Annotated in this window: 19 protein-coding genes; 8 read left to right on the top strand and 11 right to left on the bottom strand. The window is 61.8% G+C overall.

Annotated elements, in window-relative coordinates:
- From AC07VS_RS25920 to AC07VS_RS25880, 9 genes are all read right to left on the bottom strand, one after another.
- On the bottom strand, positions 1–153 hold a 153-nt coding region (locus tag AC07VS_RS25920; protein WP_494752402.1), incomplete at its 3' end, for a GTP-binding protein.
- Positions 154–298: 145 nt separating this feature from the next.
- Entirely contained in the window at positions 299–2,401 is a 2,103-nt protein-coding gene (gene fusA / locus AC07VS_RS25915; RefSeq protein WP_492350044.1) for an elongation factor G, read from the bottom strand.
- A gap of 69 nt (positions 2,402–2,470) precedes the next feature.
- The gene (rpsG, locus tag AC07VS_RS25910; protein WP_019577824.1) at positions 2,471–2,944 is read right to left on the bottom strand and encodes a 30S ribosomal protein S7; all 474 of its coding nucleotides are present in this window, start codon (positions 2,942–2,944) and stop codon (positions 2,471–2,473) included.
- A 199-nt stretch (positions 2,945–3,143) separates the two neighbouring features.
- Positions 3,144–3,521, bottom strand: a complete 378-nt coding sequence (gene rpsL, locus AC07VS_RS25905; RefSeq protein ID WP_017759704.1) for a 30S ribosomal protein S12 — start codon at positions 3,519–3,521, stop codon at positions 3,144–3,146.
- Between the two features lie 293 nt (positions 3,522–3,814).
- Entirely contained in the window at positions 3,815–4,972 is a 1,158-nt protein-coding gene (locus AC07VS_RS25900; RefSeq protein ID WP_492350045.1) for a D-alanyl-D-alanine carboxypeptidase family protein, read from the bottom strand.
- Positions 4,973–5,075: 103 nt separating this feature from the next.
- Entirely contained in the window at positions 5,076–5,711 is a 636-nt protein-coding gene (locus tag AC07VS_RS25895) for an alpha/beta hydrolase (protein WP_492350046.1), read from the bottom strand.
- Between the two features lie 70 nt (positions 5,712–5,781).
- The gene (locus AC07VS_RS25890) at positions 5,782–6,180 is read right to left on the bottom strand and encodes a (2Fe-2S) ferredoxin domain-containing protein (RefSeq protein ID WP_492350047.1); all 399 of its coding nucleotides are present in this window, start codon (positions 6,178–6,180) and stop codon (positions 5,782–5,784) included.
- A gap of 44 nt (positions 6,181–6,224) precedes the next feature.
- Positions 6,225–7,337: a VanZ family protein gene (locus tag AC07VS_RS25885; protein WP_492350048.1), complete on the bottom strand. Its 1,113-nt coding sequence runs from the start codon at positions 7,335–7,337 to the stop codon at positions 6,225–6,227.
- The gene (locus tag AC07VS_RS25880; protein WP_492350049.1) at positions 7,337–7,765 is read right to left on the bottom strand and encodes a CopD family protein; all 429 of its coding nucleotides are present in this window, start codon (positions 7,763–7,765) and stop codon (positions 7,337–7,339) included. The genes AC07VS_RS25885 and AC07VS_RS25880 overlap by 1 nt, the downstream gene beginning before the upstream one ends.
- Before the next feature lie 122 nt (positions 7,766–7,887).
- Here AC07VS_RS25880 and AC07VS_RS25875 point away from each other — a divergent pair, with 122 nt between their 5' ends.
- The 3 genes from AC07VS_RS25875 to AC07VS_RS25865 are packed head-to-tail and all read left to right on the top strand — an operon-like array spanning position 7,888 to position 10,280.
- Positions 7,888–8,118: a hypothetical protein gene (locus AC07VS_RS25875; RefSeq protein ID WP_494752401.1), complete on the top strand. Its 231-nt coding sequence runs from the start codon at positions 7,888–7,890 to the stop codon at positions 8,116–8,118.
- A 14-nt stretch (positions 8,119–8,132) separates the two neighbouring features.
- Positions 8,133–9,152 carry a porphobilinogen synthase gene (gene hemB, locus AC07VS_RS25870; protein WP_494658497.1) on the top strand — a complete coding sequence of 340 codons (1,020 nt, stop codon included), beginning with the start codon at positions 8,133–8,135 and terminating at the stop codon, positions 9,150–9,152.
- Between the two features lie 18 nt (positions 9,153–9,170).
- Entirely contained in the window at positions 9,171–10,280 is a 1,110-nt protein-coding gene (locus AC07VS_RS25865) for a magnesium transporter CorA family protein (protein WP_494658496.1), read from the top strand.
- 18 nt (positions 10,281–10,298) lie between these two features.
- Here AC07VS_RS25865 and AC07VS_RS25860 read toward each other — a convergent pair whose 3' ends face one another.
- Together AC07VS_RS25860 and AC07VS_RS25855 are read right to left on the bottom strand one after the other, a co-directional pair.
- Positions 10,299–10,970 (bottom strand): LON peptidase substrate-binding domain-containing protein, encoded by a 672-nt coding sequence (locus tag AC07VS_RS25860; RefSeq protein WP_494658495.1) that lies wholly within the window; start codon positions 10,968–10,970, stop codon positions 10,299–10,301.
- Between the two features lie 67 nt (positions 10,971–11,037).
- Entirely contained in the window at positions 11,038–11,721 is a 684-nt protein-coding gene (locus AC07VS_RS25855; protein ID WP_494658494.1) for a dienelactone hydrolase family protein, read from the bottom strand.
- 149 nt (positions 11,722–11,870) lie between these two features.
- Here AC07VS_RS25855 and AC07VS_RS25850 point away from each other — a divergent pair, with 149 nt between their 5' ends.
- The 5 genes from AC07VS_RS25850 (at position 11,871) to AC07VS_RS25830 (ending at position 16,355) form a co-directional block, all read left to right on the top strand.
- Complete coding sequence (locus tag AC07VS_RS25850; RefSeq protein ID WP_492350055.1) at positions 11,871–12,617, top strand: SDR family oxidoreductase; 747 nt, start codon at positions 11,871–11,873, stop codon at positions 12,615–12,617.
- 20 nt (positions 12,618–12,637) lie between these two features.
- Positions 12,638–13,129: a MaoC family dehydratase gene (locus AC07VS_RS25845; protein ID WP_494752400.1), complete on the top strand. Its 492-nt coding sequence runs from the start codon at positions 12,638–12,640 to the stop codon at positions 13,127–13,129.
- A gap of 64 nt (positions 13,130–13,193) precedes the next feature.
- Positions 13,194–13,817 (top strand): MarC family protein, encoded by a 624-nt coding sequence (locus AC07VS_RS25840; protein ID WP_027477393.1) that lies wholly within the window; start codon positions 13,194–13,196, stop codon positions 13,815–13,817.
- 177 nt (positions 13,818–13,994) lie between these two features.
- Positions 13,995–15,581, top strand: coding sequence for a methyl-accepting chemotaxis protein (locus AC07VS_RS25835; protein WP_494752399.1), 1,587 nt, complete (start codon positions 13,995–13,997; stop codon positions 15,579–15,581).
- Between the two features lie 183 nt (positions 15,582–15,764).
- On the top strand, positions 15,765–16,355 hold the full coding sequence (locus AC07VS_RS25830; RefSeq protein ID WP_492350058.1) for an OmpW/AlkL family protein: 591 nt from the start codon (positions 15,765–15,767) through the stop codon (positions 16,353–16,355).
- The last annotated feature ends 135 nt before the right edge of the window (positions 16,356–16,490 follow it).

Below are 16,490 nucleotides of genomic sequence, written 5' to 3'. Positions count from 1 at the left end.
ATCGATCTGGTCGTAAGCCTTGGCTTCGCCGCCGAACTTGGCTGCCAGAACGGTTGCGATCGCAGCCGTCAGGGTGGTCTTGCCGTGGTCAACGTGACCGATGGTACCGACGTTCACGTGCGGCTTGGTACGTTCAAACTTGCCTTTTGCCATTTTCAATCTCCAAAAAGAGCGATCCCGTGTGTGGTTTTACGTCTGCATCCAGTTGCTCAATCCCTTCGCACGGGGACAAAGGGGCACCGGATCGCAGACAAATGAGGATGCCCCGCCACCTCTGCAGGCGCGGGGCAAGTGCCAATTACTTGGCGCGGGCTGCCACGATGGCTTCAGCCACGTTGCGCGGAGCTTCGCTGTAGTGCTTGAACTCCATCGTGTAGGTAGCGCGACCTTGCGACATCGAACGCAGCGTAGTCGAGTAGCCGAACATTTCCGACAGCGGCACTTCGGCCTTGATGGCCTTGCCACCACCGACCATGTCGTCCATGCCCTGAACCATACCGCGACGGCTGGACAGGTCACCCATCACGTTGCCGGCGTAGTCTTCAGGGGTTTCGACTTCCACAGCCATCATAGGCTCCAGAATGACCGGGCTGGCCTTGCGGCAACCTTCCTTGAAACCGAAGATGGCAGCCATCTTGAACGCGTTTTCGTTCGAGTCCACATCGTGGTACGAACCAAAGGTCAAGGTGACCTTGACGTCCACCACCGGGTAGCCGGCCAACACACCACTGTTCAAGGCTTCGATCACACCCTTTTCAACGGCAGGGATGTATTCGCGAGGAACCACACCGCCCTTGATGGCGTCGACGAATTCAAAACCCTTGCCCACTTCGTTCGGCTCGACAGTGAACACCACGTGGCCGTACTGACCCTTACCGCCCGATTGACGCACGAACTTACCTTCGACGTCAGAAACCGACTTGCGGATGGTTTCACGGTAGGCCACCTGCGGTTTGCCCACGTTGGCTTCCACACCGAATTCGCGCTTCATGCGGTCAACGATGATTTCCAGGTGCAGCTCGCCCATACCGGCGATGATGGTCTGGCCCGATTCTTCGTCGGTGTTGACGCGGAAAGACGGATCTTCCGAAGCCAGACGTTGCAGGGCAATGCCCATCTTTTCCTGGTCAGCCTTGGTCTTGGGTTCCACAGCCTGACGGATCACAGGCTCAGGGAACACCATGCGCTCGAGCATGACGATGGCATCAGGATCGCACAGGGTTTCACCGGTGGTGACGTCCTTCAAGCCCACGCAGGCAGCGATGTCGCCAGCGCGGATTTCGTCCACTTCCTGGCGCTCATTGGCGTGCATCTGAACGATACGACCAATGCGCTCCTTGCGGCCCTTCACCGGGTTGTAGACCGTGTCGCCCTTGCTCAGAACGCCGGAATAAACGCGAACGAAGGTCAGCTGACCCACGAACGGGTCGGTCATCAGCTTGAATGCCAGGGCCGAGAACTTCTCGCTGTCGTCGGCCTTGCGGCTGACCGGCTGCTCGTCATCGTCCGTACCCTTCACCGGCGGAATGTCCACAGGCGAAGGCATCAGTTCGATCACGGCGTCCAACATGCGCTGCACACCCTTGTTCTTGAATGCGGTACCGCACAGCATCGGCTGGATTTCGCAGGCGATGGCACGGGTACGCAGGCCGTGGGTGATCTCTTCTTCGGTCAAGTCACCTTCTTCCAGGTACTTGTTCATCAGCTCTTCCGAAGATTCGGCAGCAGCCTCGACCATCTTTTCACGCCATTCCTTGGCGGTTTCCAGCAGGTCGGCCGGGATCTCTTCGAAGTTGAACTTCATGCCTTGCGAGGCTTCATCCCAGATGATGGCCTTCATCTTGCGCAGATCCACAACGCCCTTGAAGTTTTCTTCAGCGCCGATGGGGATCACGATAGGCACAGGATTGGCCTTCAGGCGCAGCTTCATCTGGTCCACGACCTTGAAGAAGTTGGCACCAGTACGGTCCATCTTGTTCACAAAGGCCAGACGCGGCACCTTGTACTTGTTAGCCTGACGCCACACGGTTTCAGACTGGGGCTGCACGCCACCCACAGCGCAGTAAACCATGCAAGCACCGTCCAGCACGCGCATCGAGCGCTCAACTTCAATGGTGAAGTCAACGTGGCCGGGGGTGTCGATGATGTTGATGCGGTGCTCGGGGAAAGACATGTCCATGCCCTTCCAGAAGCAGGTCGTGGCAGCCGAGGTGATCGTGATGCCGCGCTCTTGCTCTTGCTCCATCCAGTCCATGGTGGCTGCGCCATCATGCACTTCACCGATCTTGTGGTTCACACCGGTGTAGAACAGGATACGCTCGGTGGTAGTGGTCTTACCGGCGTCAATGTGAGCAGAAATACCGATGTTGCGGTAGCGCTCGATGGGGGTCTTGCGGGACATGAAATTTCTCCGTTAATCGCTGAGAGCCCGCACAAAGGCGGGCTCTCAGACGCGAGGGGATGGATCTATTTAGAAGCGGAAGTGGCTGAAAGCCTTGTTGGCTTCGGCCATGCGGTGAACTTCATCACGCTTCTTCATGGCACCACCACGGCCTTCGGTGGCTTCGAGCAGTTCGTTGGCCAGACGTTGGGCCATCGACTTTTCGCCACGCTTGCGGGCGGCTTCCTTGATCCAGCGCATGGACAGAGCCAGACGACGAACAGGGCGGACTTCCACAGGCACTTGGTAGTTGGCACCGCCGACGCGGCGGGACTTCACTTCGACCATGGGCTTCACGTTGTTGATGGCAACCGTGAAAGCTTCCAGGGCGTCCTTGTCAGGGTGCTTCTTGGCGATCAGGTCCAGAGCACCATAAATGATGCGTTCTGCGACCGCCTTCTTGCCGCCTTCCATGATCACGTTCATGAATTTGGACAGCTCGACGTTACCGAACTTCGGGTCCGGCAGGATTTCACGTTTAGGGACTTCGCGACGACGTGGCATTTCTTCACCTCTATGCTTCAGTTGGCACCATTTCAGGTACCGCGAGTGCCATGGGGCAACTCACTTACTCGACCCCGCGCCAACATGGCACTGTTCGGGTCACTACGTCTGAAGGCCAGCCAGGCCATTCAAACACCGATGTTTTTCAAAGCTGTGACGCTTTCGGGAACCATTCACCCGTGGCTGACAGCAAAATTGCTTAGGCCTTCTTCGGGCGCTTCGCGCCGTACTTGGAACGCGATTGCTTGCGGTCTTTCACGCCTTGCAAGTCGAGCGAACCACGCACGATGTGGTAACGCACACCGGGCAAGTCCTTGACACGACCGCCGCGAACCAGCACCACGCTGTGTTCCTGCAGGTTGTGGCCTTCACCGCCGATGTAGGAGATCACCTCAAAACCGTTGGTCAGGCGCACCTTGGCAACCTTACGCAGAGCGGAGTTAGGCTTCTTGGGAGTCGTGGTGTACACACGAGTGCACACGCCACGACGCTGGGGGGAGTTTTGCATCGCGGGGCTCTTGGACTTGGTCTTTTCGACCTCGCGCCCCTGACGCACGAGCTGGTTGATGGTTGGCATGAAACGTCCCTAAACGTTTGAAAATTACAAAAAAGCCGAGCAATCGACACCGCACGGCACTGCACACGCGTGAAACGCACCTGTCTGATCACCATGCCGAGCCGCAAAAACCGCTGGAGCAAACCACCGAGCCGTCCAAACGGATCACTCAGCAGTCACTGCGGTCATACAGCCCATGCAAGTCAAATCAGATTGACGCGCAAATGTGCAACCCTTCGGAAATTCCGAAAAGCCTTCTACTGTATCAGGTCGGGCTTTTGGGGGCAAGTACGGCTTGACAAACCCTCACCCCATCACTTGATCCAGAGTCGCAGAGCGTCCCAGGCTCGCCCCATGACGCCGGCCTGCTCGACGCCGTCCAGGGCCAGCAGCGGCACGTCAAGCAAGGGTTGATCGGCCAAGCTGACTTTCAGGGTACCGATGCCCTGCCCCTTCTGCAAAGGGGCCACCACCGGGTCGGGTCTTGTCACCAGGGTTTGCAACTTGCCGGCTTGACCTGCAGGCACCGCCACCACAATCGCCTCCGGGCGGCCCAGGCGCGCCGTGCTCTCCTTGCCTTTCCAGACACTCGGCGTCACCACAGGCTGGCCCGCGTCGAACAGTTTGACGGCTTCGTAGGCCGTATAGCCCCAATTCAACAGCTTCTGACTTTCATTGGCCCGCGCATTCTCACTGGCCGCCCCCAGCACGATCGACAGCAACCGTCGCCCCCCCACATTCGGAAAGTCTCTTTTGGCCGTGGCAATCAAACAATAGCCTGCCGCATTGGTATGGCCAGTCTTCAAGCCATCCACCGTCGGGTCGCGAAACAGCAGCAGGTTGCGATTGCTGGCGTTCGTGGCAGGCGAGCCCTCATAGCGGTATTGCCTGATGGCGTAGTAGCGGAGGTAGTCCGGAAAATCAAGGATCAGGCGGGTGGCCAGAATGCTCAGATCACGCGCCGTGCTGGTATGGCCAGCCTCGACCATGCCTTCAGGGTTCTTGTAAACGGTGTTCTTCATCCCCAGAACCTTGGCCTGGGCATTCATGAGTTCGACAAAGTGCTCGGCCGAGCCTCCCACCCCTTCCGCCAAAGCCATGGTGGCGTCATTGCCGGATTGAACCACCATGCCCTTGATCAAGTCCTCTACCGGCACCTTCATCTTGGGGTCAATGAACATGCGCGAACCAGGCATCTTCCAGGCTCGGTCGCTGACCGGCAGTCGCTGCGCGAGCTCGATCCGCCCAGCCTTCAGCGCATCAAAGACGAGGTAGGCCGACATCAGCTTGGTCAGAGAAGCCGGCTCGACCGGTGAGTCGATGTCTTTCTCCGCCAGGATCTGATGGGCCGTCACATCCATCAGCAGGTAGGAGCGGGCCGCCAGTTCCGGCACCTGAGGTGCCTGCGCCCCAGCACGAAGCGAGGCGACGATGAGGATGGAGGCCAGCAGAGGCTTGAAAAAAGAATTCATGCGAAGAGCGCGTACGCAGAGCCGAAAAACACAGGGACCGCGAAGGCGCAGCCAAACCATGAGAGCGCCCAACGCACCCCAAAGTTCATGGCTTCGCACGTCGTCAGGGGCGTAAATGGCGCATCACCAGCGCTTTCAACAACGGCAGCTGACCGTGAAAGAAGTGCCCCCCTCCGGGCACCACCATCACCGGCAGCGCCTGAGGACGCGCCCAATCCATCACCGCCGACAGGGGCACCGTATCGTCCTGCTCACCATGCAGAACCAGCGCCCGCTCATGCAATTCTGGCGTCAGCTCGGCCACCTGGAAGCGTGAGGCAGCGGTACCGACCAAGACCGCCCGGTCCACCTCGCGACTGGAGCAGACAGCCTTGAGGGCATGACTGGCCACATAGGCGCCAAAAGAGAACCCTGCGATGGCAATGGGCCCATGAGGCGCCTGCTGCTCCAGGACGGCCAGAAAATCGTCGATCTCCCCACGCCCCTCATCCCAGACGCCAGCGCTGCCACCCACCCCCCGGAAGTTGAATCGGACGGCATCCCAACCCGACTGAACGAAGGCACGCGCCAAGGTCTGCACCACCTTGTTGTCCATGGTGCCGCCAAACAGCGGATGCGGGTGGGCGATGATGGCTACCCCTCTCGGGGCGCCACCTTCTGGCACAGAGGCCGAGTCGCGCAAGCCTTGCAGAGCGCCGGAAGGCCCCACGAGTTCAAGCTTCAAGGTTTGGGCATTCATGGCGATACCTTCTCAAACAGAACCGGGTCGCTCCGCCAGGATGCGACCCGGTTCGATATCCAACAACAAATCAACGTCCGAGATGGGGCGGCGTCAGAAGTCGTTCCACCACCTTGCCGTTCTTGAGGTGGGATTCCACGATCTCATCGACGTCGCTGGGGTCCACAAAGGTGTACCAGACCGCCTCTGGGTAGACGACCGCCACGGGCCCACCGGCACAGCGATCCAGGCACCCGGCCTTGTTCACGCGCACCTGGCCAGGCCCCGCCAGCCCGGCGGCCTTGACCTGAGCCTTGCAGCGGTCAAAGGCCTCTTTGGCTCCGTGGTGAGCACAACTGTCCTCACCATTGATGCGCTCGTTGAGGCAGAAAAAGATGTGCCGCTCGTAATAGGAGGGCTGCGCAGCCAGCTGCGGCGCGCCATCGGCAACAGCGCCAGTGGCGGCCTTGACGGTAGAGGATTCGGACATGGCGCCATTTTAGAGAGAAGCGGCCCCAGGGCATCGCTCCGACCTCAAACCGGCTCGCGCCGGGCCATCCAACTGACCAGATAAACCAGCGTGGCATAAGGCCACAACCAGCCTACCCATTGCGCCAAGCCATTGAACCGGATGAAGCGCCCCTGCTCCCAGGTCTGCAGGGTCTGGGCAAAATAGGCACTGGTCGGCGATTGATTCAAGATAGACAGGTGGATGCCCAGTGCCAGCAGGCACAAAGCAGCACACCCCCGACGAGTCAGCCACAGCGATGGCAGGGCCAGCAACACCGCCAGCACCAGGCCCAGTTGCACCGGCAGACTCAGCCAGCTCCAGGCGTGCACCGGGCCGTAACTCAAGGCGGCCGACAAGGCGGTGAAACCCAGGCCCACCCCCAGCACCAGCACCAGCATGGCCAGACGCCTGGGCAAGGACCGGACAATGCTGTAGGCCAGCAAGCAAGGCACCAACGCCCCCAGCGCCACACAGAGCAGTTCGGCACTCGGGATCAAAGGCTGCAGCTCCACATCTCGCACAGGCAGCCAATCCAGCAAAGGCGTATCAGCCAACCAGTCGGCCAAACCCTCTTCGACCCGCTCCATGACCTGGCCCAAACCCAAAGGGACCGCCGCCGGGAACAGCAGGCCCACCGGCCACAAGGCCAGCAGCACCAAGGCCCCACGCGCCTCCGGCACGAACCAACGCGCACGGAACAGGGTCCAGCGATCCAACGCCCCCAGGCGCTCCAAACCCCACGCCGCCATGGCCCCCACAATCCCACCCAACCCGTTGAGGAACAAATCCACATTGGAGGGAACCCGCGAGGGCAGATAGCTCTGCAAACTCTCCATCACCAACGACAGGCCCAACGCCACCCCCACCGCCAACAGCAGCGGGCGAGCCAACCTGCTGCGCAGCCCCCCCAGAGTGATCAGAAAGCCCAAGGGGCCATAACCCAGGGCGTTCGACAGAACGTCAAAACCGGTCCAGTACCGAGGCAAGGGCGCCAGCAGGAATGCAAAAGGCGAGATCCCCTGAGTGCGCCACTCACCAAACGGGTACAGGCTGGCATAAACAATCAGCGCCGCATACACCTGGGCCAGAGGCCAGGCTGCGCTTTTGTGTTCAGACACGGCACCCGCCTCTGGCATCAAAACGGCTTGACCACCACCAGCACCACAGCAAGCAGCATCAGCAGCACCGGCGCTTCATTGAACCAACGGAACCAGACATGCCCGCGTCGGTTCTGATTGGCCACAAACTGGCGAAGCAATCTGGCACAGACATGGTGATAAGCCAGAACCAGCAGCACCACCATCAACTTGGCATGCATCCAGCCGTTGCCCGGCCCGCGGCCAATGCCATACCCCAGCCAGAGAACAGCGCCCAGGGCCAATGCCGGAACGGCCAGCAAGGTGGTGAATCGCAACAATTTGCGGGCCATCAGCAACAAACGCTCTCGCTCGGCCACAGAACCCACCGGCACCATGGCCAAATTGACAAAAATGCGAGGCAGGTAGAACAGACCGGCAAACCAGCTGGCCACGAAGACGATGTGAAAGGCTTTGATCCAGAGCATGGCCTCAGTGTAGGGCCAGATCCCCGCCTGTCCAGAAGCACCACGGCAAGCGATGCCAAGCCTTGTGTTGACACAGGGCAGGCAAAAAAAAACCCGGCCATCGGCCGGGTCAGGAAGCCTTTTTGCTGTCACACATCAAGGCACCCGCTCAGGGAGGAAAAGCGGGGAGCAGCAAGCTGCCCAGGGGTAATTTAGCAAAGTCACCGACCAAACTCAAGCAGGAAATTCAGATTTACATTGAATTTCGTCAGAAAAAAGCCGCACGTCGCCACAAATTACCGGATATCCAATATAGAAATGATATTTTTGAAACAACCATTCCACTGCGTCATTTACTGAACGACGAGGTATGAGGCACAATTTTCGAATGACCTCCCCTCTCCTCCACCCCGCCCCCTTCCCCGCCAATCGCCCGCGCCGCCTTCGGCGCGACAACTTCACGCGCAACCTGGTCCGCGAGCACCGCCTGAGCGCCCATGACCTGATCTACCCCGTGTTCGTGCATGAAGGCCAGAACCGCCGCGAGGCCGTGGCCTCGATGCCTGGCGTCGAACGGCTCAGCCTGGACCTGCTGCTGCGCCAGGCCGAAGAATGCGCTCGCCTGGGCATCCCCGTGATGGCCCTGTTCCCCGTGATCGATGCGGCGCTCAAAACCCCCGACGGCAAAGAAGCGCTGAACCCGGACGGCTTGATCCCACGCGTGGTGCAAGCCCTCAAAAAGGAAGTGCCCGAGCTGGGCATCATGACCGACGTGGCTTTGGACCCTTTCACCAGCCACGGTCAAGACGGCCTGCTCGACGACAGCGGTTACATCCTCAATGACGAGACCACCGAGGTACTGGTGGGCCAGGCCCTGGTCCAGGCTCAGGCCGGGGTCGACATCGTGGCCCCCAGCGACATGATGGATGGCCGCATTGGCGCCATCCGCGACCAGCTTGAAGCGCAGGGCCTGATCCACACCCGCATCATGGCCTACAGCGCCAAATACGCCAGCGCCTTCTACGGCCCTTTCCGTGACGCCGTGGGTTCGTCCGCCAACCTGGGCAAGAGCAACAAGAAGGTCTACCAGATGGACCCCGGCAACAGCGACGAAGCCCTGCGCGAAGTGGCCCTGGACCTGGCCGAAGGCGCCGACATGGTGATGGTCAAACCCGGCATGCCTTACCTGGACATCGTGCGCCGCGTGAAGGACCAGTTCCATGTGCCCACCTTTGCCTACCAGGTCAGCGGCGAGTACGCCATGCTGAAGGCCGCCGCCCAGAACGGGTGGCTCGATCACGATGCCGTGATGCTGGAAAGCCTGCTGGCCTTCAAACGGGCCGGTGCCGATGGCGTACTCACCTACTTCGCCATCGACGCCGCCAAAGCCCTGCAACAACAAGCCTGAGGGCACGCAGCCGCCCCCATGCGCATTTTCTCGATCCAAGGCTCGAACATCAGCGAGACCGACACCCTGCCAGCCCATTTACCCGAGCAGGGCTACCTGTGGCTGGCCTGCTCGCGTGAAGAATTCGAGCACCTGCAAGGTCGCCTGCAAGGGGCCTTGCAGGCCTGGACGGGGTTGCAACTGGTGGATCTGCACATCTCCGACCTGCTGAACAAGCAGTTGCCCTCCCACTACGACTACACCTCGCAATACGATTTGCTGGTGTTTCGCAGGCTGGCGACCCGCCACGGTGAAAGTGATGGTGCCCATTCGGGTGAGCCGCTGGTGCGCTCACCGACCCGCGGCGGCCCACCTGTGCTGCGCCGCATCGACACCAGCCCGGTGGGCTTTGCCTTGTTCGACCATTTGCTGCTCACCGTGCACCCCAGCGACTGCAGCGTGCGCGAGGCCTACGCCGCGCGTCTGCTCAACCACGGCCATGCCGATCCGCGCCCCACCGGCTCACGCGTGCCGGCCAACCCGGCCGATCTGATGCTGCGGCTGGTCAATCTGATGGTGGACGGCTACCTGGAGCTGCGCCGTGAACTCACGCGCCAGCTCGATCACTGGCAAAGCTCTCTGCTCAAACCCGGCACCCGCTTCAACAACTGGAGCGCCCTGCTGGAGGCCCGGCTGTCACTTCACCAGCTTGACGAGATCTGCGAAGACCAGCGCGCCGCCATCCAGGACTGGATCGATGCCCTGGAAACCTGGCCCGACGCCCAAACCCCGGCTGAACAGCGCGAGCGTGACCTGTTGAAGGTGCGCAGCCGCGACGTGCTGGAGCACATTGAGCGCGTGGTGCACCATGTGCGTCGGCTGGAACAAAGCGCCGAGACCGCCGTGCAAATGCATTTTTCAGCCCAGAGCAACCGCACCAACGACATCATGCGCACCCTGACGGCGCTGACGGCCGTGTTCCTGCCTTTGAATCTGATCGCAGGCATCTTCGGCATGAACTTCGAATTCATTCCTCTGGTGCACCGGGAAACCGGCTTCTGGTGGGCCATGGGCACCATGGGACTGATTGCACTGGGCTTGATCGTGGTGTTCTGGCGCAAGCAATACCTTGCCCGCTCCAGGCGCTGAACCAGGCCTGGCCCCCGATCAATGCGGGTCCGGCGGCGTCAGGCCGTGATCACGCTCCAGCAGATCTGCCACCAGCTCCAGGCGCAGCAGAGGGCTTTCCAGGCTCATCAACTGCTGCATCTGGGCTGCCGGCAAGCCCAGCAGCTCGCACCAGCGGTTGGCCAGCCAGCCCGCGTCATGCCACTGATAAGGCTGGCGGACCGGCAACTCCAGCCCGGCCTGAGACTGGCGCTGCACTTCGGCTTCACCTTGCGCCACCAGGGCCTGCAGCGCGCGCTGCACGTGCAAGAGGTGATCAGGCACGGCCACCAGCGGGTCGTCCGGCAACCATTCGGCCACCGGCGCCACCCACAGCCCATGCTTGAGACGCTGCGGTGTGGCCAGGCGAAACCGCTGCCCACCCTCACAACGGATGAACATCAACCCGGGTTGGGGCCGCTCCAGCCCGACGATGTGCGCCAGAGTACCCACCCGTTGGAAGGCCTCTGGTGCAGAGTCCCCTGCGCGCTGCACCTCCTGGCCTTGCAGCAACGACACCACGCCAAAAGGCCGCCCCTCGCGGTGGCATTGGCCAATCATGTCCAGGTAGCGCACCTCGAAGATCTGCAGCGGCAACCATCCCCCTGGAAACAACACAGTTTGCAGGGGAAACAGAGGCAGCGCCTCATTGACGGGGGGCAAGGAACTCATGGCAGGAGACTCGATGGACAGGTGGCGCGGAAGCCGTGATTGTCACCGCGCCAGCGCCACAGGCCCCTCAAGCCAGATGCTGCGCAAAGAAGGCCAGCGTGCGTTCACGGGCCGTGTTCGCGGCCACCTCGTCATACGAGCCACGCTGATCGCAATTGAACCCGTGGTTGGCAGCATAGACGTGCACCTGCACCTCAGGGTGGGCGGCCCGGAACACCTCGACCGACTCCAGAGAAATCCAGTGGTCCTTGTCACCAAAGTGCGCCAGCACCGGCACCTTGGGCTGACGCGCCACTTCGTCGGGCGTGGTCACGCCACCGCCGTAATAGGCCACAGCAGCGCTCAAGCCCGTCAGCGCCACGGCCGAGCGCCAAACCAGCAGGCCGCCCCAGCAATAACCGACGATGCCCACCTTGCCGGCACGGGCCGCATGGTCGATGGCGGCCTGGATGTCTTGCAACACGCCGGGGGCAGGCAGGGCTTCGACTTCGGTCTTGTAGCCAAAACCCTCACCCATGTCGGCCTCGGAGTAGCCCAGTTCCACCCCGGGTTTGACGCGGTTGAACGTGGCCGGCGCCACGGCCAGATAACCCTGGGCGGCATAGCCATCTGCCACCGAACGGATGTGCGAATTGACACCGAAGATCTCCTGCAGCACCACGACAGCCCCCTTGGGCGTGCCGGCGGGTTGCGCCACATAGGCGGGGAACACATGGCCGTCAGCGGCCTTCAGATCGATGAATTGACCCATGGAAAACTCCTGTTGGAAAGTACATGCAAACGGCACACCCGACAAAGACCGGGCTCTGCCGACACCCGACGCAAAATAGCGGGCACACGCGTCGCCGGGCACAGGCGGCTTTTTACCCCAATTGACCCCATCTGGCTGGAGACATGGATATGAGCAAAGTAGTGTTGATCACCGGCGGCAGCCGCGGCATCGGCGCAGCGACCGCCTTGCTGGCGGCGCAGCAGGGCTACGCAGTGGCCGTGAACTACACGGCCAACTCCCTGGCCGCCGATGAAGTGGTCCGCCAGATCCGCGCCAGTGGTGGGCAGGCCGTGGCGGTGCAGGCCGACGTGGCCGACGAAGCTCAGGTGCTGGGCATGTTCGCCAAGGTCGACGCCAAACTGGGGCGTCTGAGCGCCCTGGTGAACAACGCCGGCGTGGTCGACGTGACCGCACGGGTCGAGGACATGAGCGTGACGCGCTGGAAACGCATGTTCGACATCAACGTGATCGGCACCATGCTGTGCGCCCGTGAGGCGGTGCGCCGCATGAGCCGTCGCCACGGCGGCGACGGCGGCGCCATCGTCAACGTCTCCAGTGCGGCGGCCCGCCTGGGCTCGCCCGGCCAGTACGTGGACTACGCCGCGGCCAAGGGCGCCGTGGACGCCTTCACCATCGGCCTGGCCAAAGAAGTGGCGGCCGAAGGCATCCGTGTCAATGCGGTGCGGCCCGGGCTGATCGAGACCGACATCCATGCCTCAGGCGGCCTGCCCGACCGGGTGCGCGACCTGGCCCACCTGGTGCCCATGCAGCGCGGCGGCAGCGCCGAGGAAGTCGCGCAGGCGATTGTGTGGTTACTGTCTGACGCGGCAAGCTACACCACCATGTCGCTGCTGGACGTTTCTGGCGGCCGTTGAGACAACCAAACAAACCTCTCATGACCCAAGCAAGCTCGATTCGGTATTACTGGGAAGACCTGCACGTCGGATTTCAGAAAGACCTTGGCACCATCTCCCCCAGCCGGGAAGACATCATTGCCTTCGCCAGCCAGTTCGATCCCCAGCCCTTTCACCTGGACGACGAAGCCGCCAAGGCCTCGGTGTTCGGGGCCTTGTGTGCCAGTGGCTGGCACACCTGCTCCATGGCCATGCGCCTGATGGTGACCCACTTCCTGCGCGAATCATCCAGCCTGGGCTCACCGGGCCTGGAGGGCATCAAGTGGCTCAAACCGGTGTTCCCCGGCGACACGCTGCGCCTGCAACACACCGTGCTGGAAAGCCGTCCCATGAGCAAACGCCCCGACGTGGGCCTGGTGCGCACCCAATGGGAGATGTTCAATCAGCATGGCGACAAGGTGCTGCACATGGAGGGGTATGGCATGTTCCGCCGCCGCAACCCCGCCGACGCACCGGCAGAATCCGCCAATTGACTCATGGAAAGCACCGTGTAGCGGTGCATGGCTTCCGAAAGGTCGATGTGCGAGACTCAAGCGCATGGACTTTAAGCCGCTTGTCACCCTGCTCGCCATCGTCAACCCGCTGGCGATTGTTCCTTTCTTCATCCACTACACGCAGGACTTCACGCCTGCCCAACGCCGACGCACCATCGGCATCTCGGCCATCAGCACTTTTGCGGTGATCGCCATCAGCGCCATCCTGGGGCTGCAGATCCTGGATTTCTTCAGCATCTCTCTGCAAAGCTTCCAGGTCGGGGGGGGCACGCTGCTGCTGATCGGCTCGATCAACATGCTCAACGCCCAACCAGCTGAAGCCAAGTCGAATGCCGACGAGGTCAATGATGCCGCGGCCCGAGCCTCGATCGCGGTGGTTCCCCTGACCATTCCCCTGTTGACCGGCCCCGCGACCATGTCCACCGTGGTGATCTATGCGGACAAGGCCCATACCTTTTGGCAACACGCCGCGCTGGTGGGCTATGGCGCCGTGATCGCCCTGGCCACGGCCGTGTGCTTTTCGCTGGCCGAACCCATCGCCCGCATCCTTGGCAAAACCGGCATCAACGTGATGACCCGCCTCATGGGCCTGATCCTGGCCGCGCTGTCGGTGGAAGTGATGGCCGATGGCCTGGGCAAACTGTTTCCCATCCTGATGAGCCGCTGAGCCAGCAAGCCCAAGGGGCACGCGATTGATATCGGTCAAGGAAACCCCAAGCACCCAAGCGGTGCATGGCCTGCGTTTCTAGAATCGCAGGGACGCCGCCTGACCATCCGGCCCGACCGAGAAGCTGGTTTCAGCCGTCAGGCCACCAGGCTGCGTCGCAGTCACAGGACCCTACCCATGCAGAAACTCCCCATTGGCACCCGGCTTGCGCTGGGCTTCGGCCTTTTATTGCTGCTCACGCTGCTCAACACCGGCCTGGGCAACTGGCAGTTGCAGACCGCCACCGAATCCACCCAGGCCATCATCGACCAGCCGCTGGCCAAAGAGCGCCTGATCTCGGACTGGTACCGTCTCATTCACAGTGCCGTGCGCCGGACCACGGCCATTGCCAAAAGCACCGACCCCTCACTGGCCACCTTCTTTGCCGATGAGCAAAAGCAATCGGCGGCCGACACCACCGCCATCCAGAAACAGGTCGAAGGCCTGATGGTCAGCGCCGAGGAAAAGCACCTGTTCGCCGAGATCTCAGAACTGCGCAAGGGCTACGTGGCGGCGCGTGATGACGTGATCCGCCTCAAACGCGATGGCCAGGGTGCCGAGGCCGACAAGCTGCTTGAAAGCGCCTTCCTGCCCAATGCCAGCCGGTATGTGGAGCGTGTCAAGACTTTGCTTGAAATGCAGCGCAAGGCCCTCGATCAGGCCGCCACCCCGATCCGCGAGGCCAACGACCGCGCACGCCACCTGATGTGGCTGCTGGGCAGCCTGTGCCTGGGCGTGGGCGTGGGCTGTTCGGTGCTCATCACGCGCAGCATCACCCAACCCGTGTCGCGCTCGCTCAAGGTGGCGCAACAGGTGGCCTCGGGTGATCTCAGCCCGTTGCCCCAGCATCAGCTGGCCACACGCGACAGCCGGGACGAGACCAGCCACCTGCTGCAGGCCCTGGGCACCATGCAGGCCTCGCTGACCCGGGTGATCCTGGGCATTCGCCAGTCAGCCGACAGCATCGCCACCGCCAGTGCCGAGATCGCCACGGGCAACCACGACCTGTCGGTGCGCACCGAGCAGACCGCGGCCAGTCTGCAGCTCACAGCCTCGTCGATCGAACAGCTCACCGGCAATGTCAAGCAGACCGCTGACGCCGCCCACACCGCCAGCGGTCTGGCCTCCCACGCCACCGAAGTGGCCTCGCACGGCGGGGCCGTGGTGGCCCAGGTGGTGAGCACCATGGAAGCCATCAATGCCAGCTCGCGCCGGATCGCTGACATCACCGGCCTGATCGACAGCATCGCCTTTCAGACCAACATCCTGGCGCTGAATGCTGCGGTGGAGGCCGCCCGGGCCGGCGAGCAAGGCCGTGGCTTTGCCGTGGTGGCCAGCGAAGTGCGCACCCTGGCCCAGCGCAGCGCAGAAGCGGCCCGCGAAATCAAGGGACTGATCACCAGCAGCGTCGAACGGGTCGAGGACGGCACCCGCCAGGTGCATGAAGCGGGGCGCACCATGGAAGACATCGTCAGCGCAGTCCAGCGTGTCACCACAGTGGTGGCCGACATCGCGGCCGCCGCAGCCGAACAATCCCAGGGCATTTCGCAGGTGAACAGTTCAGTGGGCCAGCTCGATCAGATGACGCAGCAAAACGCGGCCCTGGTGGAGCAATCCGCCGCCGCCGCCCAGAGCCTGCGCGAGCAGGCCGAACGCCTGACCCAGACCGTGGCCACCTTCAGCCTGAGCGCCAATGCGCCTGCACAGGTGCTGTTGCCGGGCTGAAAACAAGCACAAGCCACAGGGTCTGGAAAACCACCGAAGCCCCGCAAACTTGATGCAGCGCAAACAAATGACACCCTCGACCTCGAGTCGGTTTTGAATTTGACATTCCGCAAGGTTTGACCGGGGTGATTTGAATTTAATAGCGATACGGGGGCCGTCCCCGGTGATGTGAGAAAGAACACCATGAAAAAGCAAGTGATGGCTGTCGCCGCCCTGTGTGCACTGATGTCTGGCGCGGCCTTCGCCCAGCAAGCCGAAGGCCCCTGGCTGGTGCGCGCCCGCGCCGTGAATCTGCAAGCCTCCAACGGCGACACGACCGGCCTGGGTCTGTCGACCAACAACAAGTGGCTGCCTGAAGTCGACTTCACCTACTTCATCAACAAGAACATCGCTGCCGAGTTGATCCTGACCGTGCCGCAAAGCCAGACGCTGTACTCGAACGGCGCGGCCATCGGCTCGTTCAAGCACCTGCCGCCGACCCTGACGCTGCAATACCACTTCGACATGAACGGCTTCAAGCCCTATGTCGGCGCCGGTATCAACTACACCCGCCTGAGCAGCATCAACCTGCCCGCCGGTGTGAGCGTGGACAGCAACAGCTTTGGCCCCGCCCTGCAAGCCGGTGTGGACATTCCTGTGGGCAAGAATTTGTACGTCAACTTCGACGTGAAAAAGGTTTACATCCGCACGGATGTGAGCGCCGCTGGCAGCAAGTTGGGGACCTTCAAGGTGGACCCCCTGCTGGTGGGTGTGGGTCTGGGCTGGCGCTTCTAAACCATCGCCGCATACGCCCAGTTGAGGCCAGCAGGTGCAAGCCTGCTGGCTTTTTTGTTGCCTGGGCCGTTTCACACGAACAGCATCGACTCAAGCAGACAACAAAAAACCCGCCGAGCGGGTTTTTGTTTGGGG

Source organism: Curvibacter sp. GW821-FHT01G03 (genome assembly GCF_059422285.1).
The sequence above is the reverse complement of the archived record's forward strand: the minus strand, read 5'-3'. Positions and strand labels throughout refer to the sequence as shown.